A 14931-nucleotide genomic window follows, 5' to 3' on the forward strand; every position below is an offset into this window, starting at 1 on the left:
ATGGGAAAACTAGATTCACGCGTAGCGATTATTACCGGGGCAGCCTCAGGGATTGGCGCGGCGACAGCGCAGTTGTTTGCACAAGAGGGAGCCAAGGTCGCGTTGGTAGATAAGAACGGCGAGGCGCTTGAAAAAACTGCCGCTAGTATTCGCAACGCTGGTGGCATTGTCGACACATATCTTGTGGATGTGACGGATGGTGTCAGGGTCGCGCAGACAGTGCCAGAAGTTGTCTCAAAATGGGGGCGCATCGATATCTTGATGCCTGGCTCCGGAATTTCGGTGGGTGGGACAGTCGCCACGATCGATGAAGCCTTGTGGGACAAAGTTTTTGATGTCAACGTAAAAGGCTGCTATTTCTGGATGCACGAAACATTGCCGTACATGATTGCGGCGGGGCGAGGTTCGATCATTTTATTGGGCTCTCAACTTGTGATCTCAAGCGGTGGAAATAATGCGGCCTATATCGCTTCAAAAGGCGCGATTACGGCGCTCGCTAAAACGATGGCTGTCGACCATGCTCAGCATGGCATTCGTGTCAATGCGTTGATGCCTGGTGTAATCGATACACCTATGTCACGTCATTCGCTGACGCGCTATGAGGACAGTGTCGCGACGCGCGAGCGTTGGGCGAATCGGCATGCGATGCGTCGCTTTGGTTTACCAGAGGAGGTCGCAAAGGCCGCACTTTTTCTGGCCTCTGACGACTCATCTTTTACAACAGGTAGTCAATTATTTTGTGATGGTGGCTGGACGGTGATGTAGTGTTTAATCGACGAATCGAACAAGTCAGGAGAGACTCATGGGCAAGGTACTGAGTGAAGCGCAAATTAAACAGTTTGAAGACAATGGGTATGTTTATCCTGTGGACTGTTTTACCCGTGAACAGGCAACCGCATATCTCAATCAACTTGAGAGTTTTGAAAAAGCCCATGGAGTAGAGCTTGGCAAAGGTTTTAATTTTAAGCCGCACTTGCTCTTCAAATGGGTCGATGAGGTGGCTCGCCATCCTAAGATTCTGGATGCAGTCGAAGATCTAATCGGTCCAAATATTCGACTATTTCATCTGTCTGTTTGGCCTAAAGGCGCCCATTCTCCTGCGTATATCGACTGGCATCAGGATGCGACTTATTTTGGTCTGGATCCGAGTACGCAAATTACTGTGTGGGTCGCTCTGTCAGATGCGCCGATAGAGTCAGGTTGCATGGAAGTCGTGCCGGGTTCGCACAAGCTGGGTCAGCTCCATCATGCAGAGGATCATAAAAATACTATTTTGTTGTCCAAAGGTCAGACCGTCGATGTGCCTTTTGATCGTTCTAAAACAGAATTCATGGCGGTGCATGCGGGTCAGTTTTCCATGCACGATACTTTTCTTGTCCATTCCTCTGGCTCAAATAATACGGATTATCGAAGAGTGGGGTTGGGCTTTAGCTTTGTCCCGACACACGCCCGCTGCACGAGCAGCACAAGAGTGACTGCTGCTCTAGTGCGTGGCGAGGACAAATTTAATTATTTCGACGATGAGCCACGCCCTCAAGAGGATTATGGTCTGCGCGAAAGAGCCTCTCACGCCGATGCTGTCGCACGTTTCCGCGCCTCGAATGACGAGCAGTCAAAAAAGTATTGATGTTTTTGAATATTGTCCAACATGAATGGAGCTTCAATTGATCGAACTACCTTATCACGGACGATTCAAGTACTCGCCGATTATTAAGCGTCCTGACTATTCTTTTCCCGAAGGCAAAAGATTAGCGATTTACTTTGCGCTAAATATTGAACATTTTGCCTATGGCGCCGGCGTGGGACATTCGGTCTCCAACCCGTTGCCCGCACCTGATTCGAGGACTTTTGCCTGGCGCGACTACGGTAACCGAGTGGGTGTCTGGCGGATGTATGACTTGCTCAACGATTTAAAGGTACCAGCTTGTCATTTGGTGAATACCTCGGTTTTCGATTATGCAGCACCAGTTTGAGGAGATGCTGCATCAGTCAAGCAAGCAGCCTTTGGTGCTGGGTATCGCTTTGCACTTGATGATTTTTGGTCAGACTTATCGATTACATGCATTGCGCAAAGCGCTCGAACATATTGTCAATCATCCACAGCGAGACAAGGTTTGGATCACGCGCCCCAGAGAAATTTACGACCACGTAACGTCCTTGCCGCCTGGCACCATCGCTGAGCCTTAACGCGTATTGAGAGTTTCATGAGCATCTTGGTCACTGGCGGGACAGGCTTTGTCGGATTGAATGTTATCGAGGCTTTAATTGAGCGCGGTGAGCATGTTGTCGTATTGGATCGTCGGCCACTACCGGTAACTTTTCTGCGGGCAATCGGCCCGAAGCAGAGTCTTGTTTGTCTTGAGTCTGGGGATGTGTGCGATCAAGCGATAGTGGATGCGCTTTTCGCACGCCACCAGATCACCCATGTTTTTTTAGCTGCGGCGATAACTGCCGGTCCTGCGCGGGAGCTGGCGGATCCGCACTCCGTGATCGACGTCAATTTGCTGGGTAATCTGAATGTTTTACGTGCATGTGCACGGACCGGGGTCAAGCGCGTCATATTTCCAAGTTCGCTTACGGTGTACGGTGCCAGTTTGTTTGATCGCTTTGTCTGTCACGAAGCTGGGACTCCGCCTATACCGGAAGGCTTGTACGGGATCACTAAATATGCGGGCGAGCGGATGGTCTTGCGTATGGCCACTCTGATGAAACTCGAGGCTGTGACAGGACGGATCGGCGCTGTATTCGGTCCGTGGGAGACCTCCACGGGGGTGCGAGACTTGGTGAGTCCTCTGGCTCAAATCGCCCGCGCCTGTGTACAGGGTTTGCCAGTTGTGCTGCCAAGTGCCTATCCTCGCCGCGAGATGATCTACAGCCGTGACCTGGCAGAAGCAATTGTCTTGTTAATGTTCGCGCCTATATTGGCTCACGATACCTACAACCTGTCTTGTAATTCTAAATGGGAACAGACACCTGAGCTCTGGTGTGAGGCGCTGACAAAGCGCTTTCCTTCTTTTTCTTGGTCCCATCAGCAGGATGAGCGAGCAGCGACGATTGATTATTACGACATGCGGGATCGGGCCAGTCTGGATGCTAAGCGTATCAAGCAAGATCTTGGTTTTAACGCGTCGTATCGGCTACCTCATGTCATGGATGATTATGCCGAGTGGTTGCTCGCGAATACTGGTTATTTTTCCGAATAAATTTTGAATCTCAACGTATAGGCTTGAATCATGGAAATCGACATTACTGCTCTGCCTCCGATCGAGCAATATAAGCTGTTGTCCTCGACAGTCGTGCCTCGTCCGATTGCTCTAGTCACGACGATATCGGATGAGTTTGGTGATAACGCTGCGCCATACAGTTTTTTTAATTGCATGGGCGAGGATCCACCCGTCATGGTCTTGGGCCTCGAGACCAAAAGGCACAATCAGGCCTTGAAAGATACGACCGTCAATATTCGAGACAACGGTCAGTTTGTCATTCATCTGGTGGATGAAGCAATGGCTCAGGCGATGAATATTTGTGCGATTGATTTCCCAAGCAATATTTCGGAGGTCGAGGAGGCGGGACTGACACTTACCCCTTCTCGAGTCGTTCGTCCAAAGCGTATCGTCGAAGCACCTGTCGCGTTTGAATGTGAAAAAATTGCGCTGCTACAAATCGGTCCCACGCGCAATATTGCGATCGGCAAGGTCGTCAGAATGCACGTGCGAGATGGTTTATTAGATCCCGTCACCCATTACATCAATCCTGAGCTTTATCGCCCGATTGGTAGGTTGTTTGGAAAGTTATATTCACGTTTGAACGATCGCTTCGAAATGGAAGTTCCAAGTTATGAAGCGTGGCAGCGTGAGCGTGGGTATTAACGATTTAATAATCGGCAACAAATGATAAGTTAAATATGTAACTTATTGAAATTATTGTAATAAAATCGGTTAAAATATCGGCAATATACTCTGATTTTTTCAATAAATGTCCTTATCATTTACTTCTCGCTCCCAGATGGAGCCTCTGCTCATTGACTCTGGACGTCCCGGTAGCGATGAGCTTCTGGGGCTTGCGTACGAGCTTTCTGAGGTTTCGGCTGTATTGCAGGGAAAGCTCAATACTCGAACTGCACAGAGTCTTTCTCGCTTGGTTGTTGGGATGAATTGTTATTACTCTAATTTGATTGAGGGGCATCCAACTTTACCTATTGACATAGCAAGGGCGATGCAAAGTCACGATGCAAGAGATCAAAAAAATCTAAAGACACTGAGTTCCGCTCATATCGAGGCGGATCAATGGGCTCAGAGTCACGACTTGCTTTCAATGGGCATTTTGCCATTTGTGTCAACGTTACACAGGATCTTTGGCGAAAATTTACCATTGTCTGAGTTGACACTTCAAAACGGCGAGATGATTAAGCCTGGTGAGTTTAGGCTTGGTGAGGGTGAAGATGTGATTGTTGGTTTGCATCACGCACCCAGTGCGTTCGCTGTCAGAGAATTTCTCGAACGCTTTGATCAGGTATATACCCAAATAATTCTTCAAGCGGCGAAGGGGGGCTCATTCAAGCTTAATGCGATAGCAAGCTGCTTCATGGCACACCATCGCTTTGTTTGGATTCACCCTTTCATGGATGGTAATGGCCGTGTGGCGCGGATATTGCTTGATGCCATGCTTCGGTCATGCGGAGTGAATCGAGCAAGTGTTTGGTCGATGTCCAGAGGATTTGCAAAGTCACACGCAGAGTATAAAAGCAAACTGGCTGGCGCAGACCTCCCGCGTCAAGGTGACTACGATGGCCGCGGTAACTTATCAGAAAAAAAACTTTTGGATTGGTGCATGTATTCGATGAATACAGCCAAAGATCAAGCAAGCTTTATGACAGAACTTTTTGGGCTTAATACGCTTCGTAAGCGTGTTGAGCATTATTTCCAGATTGTTCGAGTGGATTTAAAGCCTGAGTCGGTCAGATTATTTATGCATGCCATGACAGAAGGTGAGTTTGATCGTATGGAAGCAGGGCGTGTGACAGGCATGCCAGAAAGAACTGCCCGTCAGGTATTAACGGCTTTGGTAAAAGAAAAGTTTCTCATCTCTGATACGCCTAAAGGTCGTGTACGAGCAGGTTTTCCGTTGGAGTGCCTAGAGTATTTTTTTCCGAGTTTATATCCGTCAGTCTAGATCAATATGGAAACAGCAAGGATGAACATTAATCACGACCTCACCCAACGTGTAGTCTTACACACACCTCAAATGGATTGGGTGAGATCGCCCGCCTCCGGTGTGCAACGTAAGATGCTTGATCGTGTGGGTGATGAAGTCGCGCGTGCCACTTCGGTCGTAAGCTATGAACCGGATGCGACGTTTGCCGCGCATGTGCACGGTGGGGGAGAGGAGATCCTGGTGCTGGACGGGGTGTTCTCTGACGAGCGCGGGCAATATCCTGCTGGGACGTATCTGCGCCATCCGCCGGGCAGTCAGCACAGTCCTGCTTCGCAAACGGGTTGTTTGTTGCTGGTCAAGCTCTGGCAGTTTTGCCCGGGTGATAAGCAGTCGGTGCAGATCGATACTCGAACTGCTCAGTGGTATCAGGGGATGGTGCCGGGCTTGACCGTGCTGCCCTTGCATGAGTTCAATGGCGTGAATACGGCGTTGGTACGCTGGGCACCAGATACCGTGTTTAATCGTCATGTTCATCCCGGTGGCGAGGAAATTTTTGTGCTCGAGGGTGTTTTTCACGACGAATATGGGAGCTATCCGGCGGGTGCCTGGATCAGGAGTCCCCGCTATAGTTTGCACACACCCTTTACCAAGAGCGAGGGTGCGTTGATTTATGTGAAAACGGGACATCTGGACGCGGAGTATCTGCCGCTTCCCCAAGCAAGCCTTGTTTGAGCTGAGTCCAGCGTCCCGCGCAAGCCATTGACCTTTTTGACTGAGGGTCTACACTTGTATTTATAATTTTTTAAATACGGGGTGTCTCATGCGTAAATATCTCTCCCTTATGTTGTTGTTCGCGACGCTCAGCTTATCGGGCTGCGGCTACAACACATTTCAAACCGTCGATGAAAAGGTCAAAGCAGCTTGGGCCGAGGTATTGAATCAGTACCAACGACGTGCGGATCTCGTGCCAAATCTGGTGAATACGGTCAAGGGTGAAGCTGGCTTTGAGCAGGACACGCTCACGCGTGTGGTGGAGGCGCGCGCCCGTGCGACGGGTATTCAGGCGACGCCTGAGCTGATCAATGATCCCGCGGCATTTCAAAAGTTCCAGGCTGCACAAGGTCAACTGACCAGTGCGCTGAGTCGCTTAATGGTTGTTGTGGAAAGCTATCCTTCGCTAAAGTCGAATCAGAGCTTTCAGGAACTCCGTGCTCAACTCGAGGGGACGGAAAACCGCATCACAGTCGCCCGTAATCGTTTCATTCAGTCCGTTCAGGAATACAACATCGCGGTGCGATCCTTCCCTTCAAACTTCACAGCGATGATTTTTGGCTACAAGACCAAGGCGAGCTTCACGGTTGAAAATGAAGCTGAAATTTCTAAGGCGCCTGCGGTTAATTTTGATAAAGCACCCGCCAAGTAATGCATAAGGCACTGGAGCATCACGTGTCGCGCAATGTTTGGAGCGCGCGATTTTTTAGTACGTGGCTGTTTCTGTGCGCGTTTGCTTTTCCGTGGCAAGTCTCCGCAGAGGTAGCTGTACCTGCACTGTCGGCGCGCGTCATCGATCAAACGAAAACGCTCACGCCAGAGCAGCTGCGCATGCTCGATCAAAAGCTGCGAGAGATCGAAGCCCGCAAGGGTAGCCAAGTGGTGGTCTTGATGGTGTCGACCACCAAGCCTGAGGAAATCGAGCAGTTCGCGATCCGCGTGGCGGACAAATGGAAGATCGGTCGTAAAAAAGTCGACGATGGTGTCATTGTGCTGATTGCTAAAAATGATCGGACAGTGCGGATCGAGGCAGGCTATGGCCTTGAGGGGGCACTCACGGACGCGCTGAGTAAACGGATCATTGATGGCACGATGATCCCGCGCTTTAAGCAACAGGACTTTTATGACGGGATTTCAGCGGGTGTAGACCAGATTGGGCGTGTGATTGATGGTGAGATCTTGCCCACCCCTGCGCCCAATCGGCAATTTGTTGCTGATCAAGAGGGTGCCTTGTCATCCCTATCCGTGCTGTTTGTGATTGCCTTAGTATTGGGTAGTTTTTTAAGAAAAATTTTCGGACGTGCTGTAGGCGCAAGTGCCACGGGTGTGGCAGTCGCGATTATCGGTTGGTTTATTGCTGAGGCGTTACTGACGGCGCTTTTAGGTGGCGTAATCGCGTTTATCGTGACTTTGTTGAGTGGCGGTTTGGGAGGATTGACCTCGGGGTATTACGGCGGAGGGGGAAACGCTCACTCTAACGCTGGCCGCAGCGCTGGCCGTGGTGGTTTTGGGGGTGGATCTAGCGGTGGTGGATTTGGTGGAGGAGGTTTTTCAGGAGGTGGTGGCGGTTTTGGTGGCGGCGGTGCCTCGGGGAGATGGTAAACATGAATGCCAAACGTCTACTTAAGCATTTGATCACGACAAAAGGTCAGATGAAGGCTGCTTTTTCACCTGCGACTTTGCATGACATCGAGGCTGCTATTCGAGCGAGTGAGACTGAACATTCGGGTGAAGTGCGCTTTGCCGTGGAGACGGCGCTTGATCCTATCGCACTCATTCGAGGGGAGACTCCAAGGGCACGTGCCGTCGAGCTGTTCTCAAACTTGCGGATCTGGGATACCGAGCACAACTGCGGCTTGTTGATTTATGTATTGCTAGCCGACCGTGCAGTGGAGATTGTGGCCGACCGAGGCATCCATGCCAAAGTCGGCGAGGCAGAGTGGATGCGTATCTGTCAGCAGATCGAGGAAGCTTTCCGTCGGAAGGATTTCCGGAGTGGGGCGGTCGCCGGAATTAAAAGCGTGACACAGCACCTCAAGGTGCATTTTCCGGCAAGTATTGGGGATCATAATGAGCTGTCTGATCGATCAGTGGTGTTGAGCTAGGACCTTATAGTAGTATCCAGACCAGATAAGTGACGTTAGCTCACCATTGCTTAATTTGGAGACAAAATGAAAAAAATCCTGAATGAATTGATCCCTCAGGGATCGATGAAGCGTCGATCGATCATGAAGGCGGGTCTTGGCGTTATGGCTGTACCTTTTGTTGGTGCTCAAGCCTTCGCACAAGGAGCGTGGCCTAACAAAAGCATCAGAGTGATCGTGCCATTTTCGGCGGGTGGTGCTGCGGATACTTCTGCTCGGGCGATCTGTGCCGCACTAGGTGAGTCGATTGGTCAGTCCGTCATCGTTGAAAATCGCACCGGTGGTAATGCGATTGTCGCTGCGCAAGCCGTTCTCCAGTCCCCTGCAGATGGCTATACATTTTTGTGGGATGCCGCAAATCAACTCACCAATCCCATTTTGCTCAAGAATATTGCCTTCGACTACAAGTCATCTTTTGTTCCGGTCTCACTTGCCGTGCGCGTACCTCAGGTGCTAGCGGTTAGAGAAAATTTTCCAGCAAAAAACCTCAAAGAGTTTGTTGATTATGCCAAGGCGAATCCAAAGAAAGTCACGTGTGGCACGCCACCTTCAGGCGGGATGGGACATCTTGCGATCGCGATGTTTCAACAGGTTGCTGATATTGAACTGATTCATACTCCTTATCGTGGTGGTGCCGATGCGGTGAGAGATCTGATGGGTGGCCAGATTGATTCCACACTTTTGACCTTGTCGACAGCCATTGGCGCCGTGCAAGCAGGTAAGGCGCGGATTCTGGGTTTGACAAGTCTTGAACGGACTAAGAGTTATCCGAATATTCCTACGATAGCGGAGCAAGGTTATCCTGGCTTTGATATGGATGATTGGTTTGGTTTCTTTGCAGCTAAGGGCACGCCTGTTCAGGCGATTGAGAGTCTTCAAGTCGCTACAAATAAAGCGGCAACGTCACCTGCTGTGATCAAAACAATTGATTCACGCGGGATGGTGCTTGTGGTGAACACGCCTGCGCAATTTGCCAGCTGGCTTGAGACGCAAAGAGCCTCTCTAGAAAAGCTCATACGCACTGCAAACATTTCGATAGGCTAACGAAGTTATGTCTTCTCTGCCTGTGGTCAATCACCAAGTTCTCCATGCCATATGAGTCTGATTTTATTTGGTCCTCCAGTACATTTTGATTTTGGTGCGCGCAAGCTATTGCCCCAGGTGATGGCTTCGGCGCGGTGCACAAAGCCGCTTTTTGTGACGGATCGCGGTGTCCTCGCAGCGGGTGTCTTTGCACAGGCTACAGAGGCGCTACCTCCTGCTTTGACACAGGCATTGTTTAGTGATGTGCCTCCTAATCCCACTGAGGCTTCAGCGATTGCGGGCGCTCAGGCTTTCCATGATTTTGGGTGTGATGGTGTGGTGGGTATTGGGGGCGGAGCAGCGCTGGACTTGGCCAAAGCGATCGCGATTTTGGCGACACATTCACCACCGTTGTGGAATTATTCAAATCGTAATTCCAAGGAGTTGCCCTTAGGCGAGACGCCCCCTTTGATTTTGTTGCCGACCACTTCAGGAACTGGCAGCGAAGTGGGGCGTTCCGCGGTCATTATTTTTGATCATGGTATCAAGGCAGGCGTTCGCTGCCCTGCAATTGTCACCGCGGCGATATGCGATCCAGAGTTAACCCTAGGTCTGCCACCTCTTGTGACGGCAACAACAGGTATGGATGCCTTGGCGCACTGCGTAGAAACATATTGCTCAGCAACGGTGAATCCACCTGCGGATGCGATTGCTGTTGACGGGATGCAAAGGATTTTCTCTAGTATTCACCAGGCGGTTAAGCATGGCCAAGATCGCCAAGCCCGTTGGAATATGATGATGGGCTCTCTTGAGGGCGCATTGTGTTTTCAAAAAGGGATGGGAGCCGTGCATGCCTGTGCACATCCTTTGGGTGCCTTAGGTTATCACCATGGAACACTGAATGCGATTCTGTTGCCGCATGTGTTGCGTTTAAATCTCGAGTTTTTGGGTAAAAAGGCGGACAAAATCGCTGAGTTATGTGGAGCCACAGCGATATCTCAGATGCCTGACGTTGTTTCCAGGTTGGTCGCTGAGTTGGGTATCCCATTGCACTTAAGTGATTTAGGCCTCGATCGTGTCAGATTAAAAGGCATCGCTCAAGCTGCAATGTTGGATAATGCAAATAAGACGAATCCTCGTTTGATGTCGGTAGCTTTATACGAGACCTTGTTGGAGCAGGCGTACTGATTTGATGGATAATCGACCCTTAATTAATACATTTGTACATTCTTTAAGTATCTTTAGACGCTCATAATGTGAGCAAATGAGAGCTTTATATACTCTTGCCCGAGGACAATACCTTTAACTATTGGTCGCGTTTTCGCATAGCCAGGGGGTTTAAATGATGGGAAATGAGATGATCGTCGAAAATACGGAACAAGCTGATGCGCTGGCAAAAGAATTAACGCATTACAAGCGCCTTGATGCTGCAGGCCTTATTATTGCTTCATCAACAAAATGGAGTGTGGCAGCTTCTTTGATTCCGATTCCATTTTTGGATATGGCATCGCTTGGCTTGGTTCAGGTCAACATGATTGTCGACATTACCAAGTTATACGATGAGAAAGTGACAAGAAACGCTGTTCAAGGCGTTGTCTCTGTCCTGTTTGGCACTTTAGCTCCCTTTGGCGCAGCACATTTCGCTACGTCTTCCATTCCAAAATTTCTACCGGGTTATGGAACAGCGCTTGGGGCTATTACTTTAGCTACTTTTGGTGCTGCAGCGACGTATTCAATTGGTAAAATATTTGTGCGCCACTATGAAAATGGCGGTTCCTTTAGTAATTTTTCAGCTGCCGCCGTTCAAGCTGAGCTAAAAAAAGAATTTACCAAAACTTTCAAAGATTAATTTTTATAAGCATCTCATTTTTAATGAGTAATGATTTGAGAAAAAAGTGGCAAAAATAAGTCGTAATTATTTTTCAATAAAAAAATATGAGTTTTTGCGATGGCTCGATGGCAAAATGATTCCATTTTTTTTATTTGTTTTGTTGTTTGTATCGGCGTTCATTGTTCTTTGGCCTAGGCTAGTGGTGATCATTCCGCCGGGATTCAATGGTGTCGTTTATCGTCCCTTGAATGATGGCGTAGATTTAAATGATTTGATATCAGAAGGCGCGCAACTGAAACTGCCATGGAATACAGTCACTCAATACTCCATTCAAATTCAACTTAAAGAGCTCAAGCTCAAGTTGATGACGGCAGATCAACTCAACACAAACGTGACTGTGTCTTTTCAGTACGCAGTCAATCCCTACACCTTGCCATATCTTCACAAATTTGTTGGTATAAATTATTTAGAGAAAATGATTATTCCTCAGGTGATCCAAATCACTCGGGAAAAAGTTGCTAAGTTAAGTTCTCAAGTAGCGTTTACCGGGGATATTGGTCAAGTAGCAAATGATATTGCCATCACGACGGATGGACTCTTGGTGAATCAGCTTAGCCCACCTGGCTTGACCAATGTACGATTAATTCGCATTAGCTCAGTTCAATTAACTTCTGTAGAGTATCCGCCCGATGTGCAGACCGCTATTGTCAACAAGCTTGTTGAGGCGGAGAATGCGGATGCTTATAAATTTAAAATTCAAGCTGCCCACTCTGAAGCTGAGCGCAAAGTCATTGAAGCGAACGGAATCAAAGGCTTTCAAGATATCGTCAACGATGGTATGACTGACAGGTACTTGAAGTATCGCGGTATTCAGGCAACCGAAGAATTGGCAAAGTCTGCAAATGCGAAAACAGTTATTTTTGGTTCTGGGCCGTCAGGTTTGCCATTGATTCTTGGCAATGCTGTAGAAAATACAAGCGCATCAAGCGCAGCGCCCGTTGTTGAGACACAAAAGCCAACAGCAGCTTCTCAAACTGCCAAGCCACCAGCGCCTAAGCCGGGCGTGAAGGATTGAGATTTGAAATGCGCCGTACCAGCCAGTACATGGCAAAACGGAACGTTGAAAAGAACAACATAAAAAAAACAGTCACTACAAAAACGGTCATGATTCTGTCCAACGGATCAGACATCATATCAATATGAATAAGCGTGTACGTAACGGCTTCTTTGACGCCAATTGCGGCGCCAATGCTCGATGACATCACGAGTATAGTAAAGATTCTGAATAAATTCGGAATGATTAACAGGGTTTCAGCATGTTCCGAGCGGCAAAAGTGATCCCAGCTGTCTTTAGTCGCATCCGAAATGACCGCGGCTGAATAAGAGCAAAGCGCCAAGATAAGCGTTGTTTTATGCAGGCTTTCTAATGTTGCATACATACTATGCAAGTAATCTGAGAAAAAGTTTAATACAACAAACATCATGACAAAAACAGGGAAAGCTCTCATAAAAGAAATCAGGTATTGAGACGCTTTTCCGATCAACCCGCCTCTGATGATCAGCCAAGTTAAAGGTAATCCGATGAGGATGCCACCGAGCAACGCGAACATCCCAACCTGAAGATTCAAACTAAAGGCTGATAAAAACCCAGGGAGAAGGTCAAGAAGGGTTTGAGTCATATTTGTCCATGCGTTGAATGATGCGTCCACTCAAGGTGATGACCATTTGAATCAGTATCAAGTAAAAAATAATAAGAATGAAAAAAGTGGTGATGGTCTCGCCTGAAAAAGCAGTGATATCAGTCAAGACCGCTAACAATTCAGGCGCGCCTATAAAGCCGGCGACAGGGCTTGCTTTGGCGGCGTTGATCAAAGCTGCACGTAACTGAATACGGGTTCTACTCGCAATGACAAATGCGCGTGCATTGCTTCTCGATGCCGAGGCGAACTCGGTCATGGCCGCGCCTCCGTTCGCTCCATTATTTAATCCAATCACGATCACGGATACCAGTATTGCGAGAGGTTGGGAGTACGAGGTCAGATGCGACACAATAAGATAGCCCAGTGTCAATAGTAATAAGATCGGACTATTTTGAAAAAAATGTATAAAGATCTGACCGAGCAGGCGAACAACCAAGCGTTTGGATCGTAATGTTTTGAAGAATAAAAATGCGAGACCCATCGTCGCGACAATGGAGCCTGTGACTAAGAGAAGCGATACAAGAACGCCGATGAGAAAAAGTCGGGTGGCGTTCTCTCCGACCAACATTGGGAATATGAGAGGTACCCGAGTATGATCGCTGAGCCACCTCTCAAAGCGATGGACAAGAGGAGCGAGAGGCGTTGGCTTGTCCGAAATATCTATTGGCTCGCCTAAGCAGGCAGGGTTGAGTTGGTGTTGAATCAAACAGTTTGAATGTTTAAATAATTGATGTTGATCTGCCAGAAATTGAATGTCAACACCATGCTGCTGCGCGAGTTTTTCCAATGTGCCTGATTGGTGCAAGTGCGCCATAATGAATGAAAGAGCCTTACCCAGATCATCCTTGGCTTCTTGCCGAACGCCGATCCCCCAAGGGACATTATTAAAAGAGAATTTTTCCTCAAATCTATTGGATAAATCTTTTGGGGCGTTTGGGCCGAAAACTTCAGCTTTTAACAAAGATCGATCATGGGCGATGGCGGAGCAAGCACCAAATTGAAGCGCATCAATCAGTCGATTTGGCCGATCGTAAATAAGAAGTTTGACGCGATGTTCAGAAAATAAGATGTTTGAAAAGTTTCCAAGCGGAACACAAACAGTTTTTCCTTGCAAGTCATGCCAGCCTGAAATATTTCTTTCCTTGGCGGCCACAATGGTGGTGGGTGAGGCATAGTAATGTGGACGAACAAAAAAAATTCTTGCGTCGCGTGATGCGGTGTGCGCCATCGTAGCGATAATGGTATCAATATCACCTTGTCTCAAGTTTTCAATTCTGTTGGCTGGGTTGACGCGTATGAATTCAGCTTGGACGCCGAGATGTTTGGCGATCGTTTTGGCTAGATCGACTTCAAAGCCTTTGAAGTTGGTGCCGTCGTATTCACTGAATAGTTGGTAGTTTATTCTTACGCCCACCCGTATACGCTTATTGCATAGCACTCGCGCTAGATCGGATTTAGGGTTGTCACATCCAGCTTTGAGAGTCGGCGCGATTTGAAGTTGTAGTTCTTTTTCAAAATCGTCTATACCCTCAGCATTGACGGCAAGCGTAGCGCTAAAGAGTAAGCAAATGGCCAGAAACAGCCAACTCTTCATGGTTTCACAAGTGAAATACCAGGGGTATGCATTGTGATGGCAAGAATACGCGCCTCGCTAAAGGCATAGCCCCCAACATAATAGAAACTCTCACGCCCCGCGCAGAGAACTTCCTCGGAAACGGCAGACATACGATCGGGCGATTCAAATACGGTCCATTGCGCAACAGTTTCACAATGTAAACCAGAGGATTGAACGCACTCTATGGTCGATTGCAGTCCAACCAAGTCATGGTGCGTCATAAAGGCGACACCATTGTCTTGGAGTCGATCAGGCAGACCTTGAATAAAGCGATTGATCAAGAGTCTACCCTCTCCGCCAGTCCAGGTGCTTGGACGATCAAGAGGGGTGAGCTTGGCGGGGAAATGGGGCAGGTTTGCGGCGATGACATCAAAACGTTGTTCAAATGTAAAGGGCTCCCACATATCTCCGAGAATAAGCCGTTGTGGCACAGAGGGCACTACCTCTTGCAAAAGATTTTTTGATGCTTGGAGTGCCTCAGGGTTGATGTCGATTCCCCACAAATGTTTGGCTCCCAAGCGAGAAAGGTACGCTAAAAAAATGCCACTCCCCACGCCTACGTCCAAGACGTTGTCCATGACGCGACCTGTACATCGCTCTTTGATGACACGCAGTAAAGCTGTGGTGTAGAGACTTGGTCTGAAATCGTGGCTGTAAGAGGCGATAAGATGATCCAGAAAATTAAAGGAAGAG

The 14931-nt window shown here is 48.4% G+C and carries 18 protein-coding genes; 15 read left to right on the top strand and 3 right to left on the bottom strand.

What is annotated here, in order from left to right; translation table 11 throughout:
• From AC8GE9_RS03885 to AC8GE9_RS03955, 15 genes are all read left to right on the top strand, one after another.
• Nucleotides 1–765, top strand: coding sequence for a glucose 1-dehydrogenase (locus tag AC8GE9_RS03885; RefSeq protein WP_506675800.1), 765 nt, complete (start codon nt 1–3; stop codon nt 763–765).
• Between the two features lie 37 nt (nt 766–802).
• Nucleotides 803–1627, top strand: coding sequence for a phytanoyl-CoA dioxygenase family protein (locus tag AC8GE9_RS03890; protein ID WP_506675801.1), 825 nt, complete (start codon nt 803–805; stop codon nt 1625–1627).
• A 37-nt stretch (nt 1628–1664) separates the two neighbouring features.
• Nucleotides 1665–1973, top strand: a complete 309-nt coding sequence (locus AC8GE9_RS03895; RefSeq protein ID WP_506675802.1) for a hypothetical protein — start codon at nt 1665–1667, stop codon at nt 1971–1973.
• Nucleotides 1957–2187 carry a hypothetical protein gene (locus tag AC8GE9_RS03900; protein ID WP_506675803.1) on the top strand — a complete coding sequence of 77 codons (231 nt, stop codon included), beginning with the start codon at nt 1957–1959 and terminating at the stop codon, nt 2185–2187. The genes AC8GE9_RS03895 and AC8GE9_RS03900 overlap by 17 nt, the downstream gene beginning before the upstream one ends.
• A gap of 17 nt (nt 2188–2204) precedes the next feature.
• Nucleotides 2205–3203, top strand: a complete 999-nt coding sequence (locus tag AC8GE9_RS03905) for an NAD-dependent epimerase/dehydratase family protein (protein ID WP_506675804.1) — start codon at nt 2205–2207, stop codon at nt 3201–3203.
• A gap of 30 nt (nt 3204–3233) precedes the next feature.
• Entirely contained in the window at nt 3234–3869 is a 636-nt protein-coding gene (locus tag AC8GE9_RS03910; RefSeq protein WP_506675805.1) for a flavin reductase family protein, read from the top strand.
• 106 nt (nt 3870–3975) lie between these two features.
• Entirely contained in the window at nt 3976–5172 is a 1197-nt protein-coding gene (locus AC8GE9_RS03915; protein ID WP_506675806.1) for a Fic family protein, read from the top strand.
• A 21-nt stretch (nt 5173–5193) separates the two neighbouring features.
• Entirely contained in the window at nt 5194–5886 is a 693-nt protein-coding gene (locus tag AC8GE9_RS03920; protein WP_506675807.1) for a cupin domain-containing protein, read from the top strand.
• An 88-nt stretch (nt 5887–5974) separates the two neighbouring features.
• Nucleotides 5975–6577, top strand: coding sequence for a LemA family protein (locus AC8GE9_RS03925; protein WP_506675808.1), 603 nt, complete (start codon nt 5975–5977; stop codon nt 6575–6577).
• A 23-nt stretch (nt 6578–6600) separates the two neighbouring features.
• Nucleotides 6601–7527 carry a TPM domain-containing protein gene (locus AC8GE9_RS03930; RefSeq protein ID WP_506675809.1) on the top strand — a complete coding sequence of 309 codons (927 nt, stop codon included), beginning with the start codon at nt 6601–6603 and terminating at the stop codon, nt 7525–7527.
• A gap of 2 nt (nt 7528–7529) precedes the next feature.
• Nucleotides 7530–8030, top strand: coding sequence for a TPM domain-containing protein (locus AC8GE9_RS03935; protein ID WP_506675810.1), 501 nt, complete (start codon nt 7530–7532; stop codon nt 8028–8030).
• A 66-nt stretch (nt 8031–8096) separates the two neighbouring features.
• Nucleotides 8097–9113 carry a Bug family tripartite tricarboxylate transporter substrate binding protein gene (locus AC8GE9_RS03940; RefSeq protein ID WP_506675811.1) on the top strand — a complete coding sequence of 339 codons (1017 nt, stop codon included), beginning with the start codon at nt 8097–8099 and terminating at the stop codon, nt 9111–9113.
• A gap of 51 nt (nt 9114–9164) precedes the next feature.
• The gene (locus tag AC8GE9_RS03945; protein ID WP_506675812.1) at nt 9165–10280 is read left to right on the top strand and encodes an iron-containing alcohol dehydrogenase; all 1116 of its coding nucleotides are present in this window, start codon (nt 9165–9167) and stop codon (nt 10278–10280) included.
• A gap of 154 nt (nt 10281–10434) precedes the next feature.
• Nucleotides 10435–10941 carry a YcjF family protein gene (locus tag AC8GE9_RS03950; RefSeq protein ID WP_506675813.1) on the top strand — a complete coding sequence of 169 codons (507 nt, stop codon included), beginning with the start codon at nt 10435–10437 and terminating at the stop codon, nt 10939–10941.
• A gap of 46 nt (nt 10942–10987) precedes the next feature.
• Nucleotides 10988–11998, top strand: coding sequence for a prohibitin family protein (locus tag AC8GE9_RS03955; RefSeq protein WP_506675814.1), 1011 nt, complete (start codon nt 10988–10990; stop codon nt 11996–11998).
• Here AC8GE9_RS03955 and AC8GE9_RS03960 read toward each other — a convergent pair.
• Genes AC8GE9_RS03960 through AC8GE9_RS03970 form a run of 3 tightly spaced genes read right to left on the bottom strand, consistent with a single transcriptional unit; the run spans nt 11976 to nt 14915 of the window.
• Complete coding sequence (locus tag AC8GE9_RS03960; RefSeq protein WP_506676326.1) at nt 11976–12632, bottom strand: hypothetical protein; 657 nt, start codon at nt 12630–12632, stop codon at nt 11976–11978. The genes AC8GE9_RS03955 and AC8GE9_RS03960 overlap by 23 nt on opposite strands.
• A complete protein-coding gene (locus tag AC8GE9_RS03965; protein WP_506675815.1) occupies nt 12583–14217 on the bottom strand; it encodes a transporter substrate-binding domain-containing protein in 1635 nt (544 codons plus the stop codon). Before AC8GE9_RS03965 ends, AC8GE9_RS03960 begins: the two co-directional genes overlap by 50 nt.
• Nucleotides 14214–14915 (bottom strand): methyltransferase domain-containing protein, encoded by a 702-nt coding sequence (locus AC8GE9_RS03970; protein ID WP_506676314.1) that lies wholly within the window; start codon nt 14913–14915, stop codon nt 14214–14216. The genes AC8GE9_RS03965 and AC8GE9_RS03970 overlap by 4 nt, the downstream gene beginning before the upstream one ends.
• Nucleotides 14916–14931 lie beyond the last annotated feature (16 nt).

This window comes from Zwartia lucis (assembly GCF_965234455.1).
Lineage (GTDB): Bacteria > Pseudomonadota > Gammaproteobacteria > Burkholderiales > Burkholderiaceae_B > Zwartia > Zwartia lucis.

What these genes read in the sequence shown, in the direction of transcription:
- AC8GE9_RS03925 (WP_506675808.1), top strand. Translation starts at nt 5,975, where the DNA reads ATGCGTAAATATCTCTCCCTTATGTTGTTGTTCGCGACGCTCAGCTTA.
- AC8GE9_RS03900 (WP_506675803.1), top strand. Translation starts at nt 1,957, where the DNA reads ATGCAGCACCAGTTTGAGGAGATGCTGCATCAGTCAAGCAAGCAGCCT.
- AC8GE9_RS03965 (WP_506675815.1), bottom strand. Translation starts at nt 14,217, where the DNA reads ATGAAGAGTTGGCTGTTTCTGGCCATTTGCTTACTCTTTAGCGCTACG.
- AC8GE9_RS03915 (WP_506675806.1), top strand. Translation starts at nt 3,976, where the DNA reads ATGTCCTTATCATTTACTTCTCGCTCCCAGATGGAGCCTCTGCTCATT.
- AC8GE9_RS03920 (WP_506675807.1), top strand. Translation starts at nt 5,194, where the DNA reads ATGAACATTAATCACGACCTCACCCAACGTGTAGTCTTACACACACCT.
- AC8GE9_RS03905 (WP_506675804.1), top strand. Translation starts at nt 2,205, where the DNA reads ATGAGCATCTTGGTCACTGGCGGGACAGGCTTTGTCGGATTGAATGTT.
- AC8GE9_RS03935 (WP_506675810.1), top strand. Translation starts at nt 7,530, where the DNA reads ATGAATGCCAAACGTCTACTTAAGCATTTGATCACGACAAAAGGTCAG.
- AC8GE9_RS03885 (WP_506675800.1), top strand. Translation starts at nt 1, where the DNA reads ATGGGAAAACTAGATTCACGCGTAGCGATTATTACCGGGGCAGCCTCA.
- AC8GE9_RS03910 (WP_506675805.1), top strand. Translation starts at nt 3,234, where the DNA reads ATGGAAATCGACATTACTGCTCTGCCTCCGATCGAGCAATATAAGCTG.
- AC8GE9_RS03890 (WP_506675801.1), top strand. Translation starts at nt 803, where the DNA reads ATGGGCAAGGTACTGAGTGAAGCGCAAATTAAACAGTTTGAAGACAAT.
- AC8GE9_RS03945 (WP_506675812.1), top strand. Translation starts at nt 9,165, where the DNA reads ATGAGTCTGATTTTATTTGGTCCTCCAGTACATTTTGATTTTGGTGCG.
- AC8GE9_RS03950 (WP_506675813.1), top strand. Translation starts at nt 10,435, where the DNA reads ATGATGGGAAATGAGATGATCGTCGAAAATACGGAACAAGCTGATGCG.
- AC8GE9_RS03940 (WP_506675811.1), top strand. Translation starts at nt 8,097, where the DNA reads ATGAAAAAAATCCTGAATGAATTGATCCCTCAGGGATCGATGAAGCGT.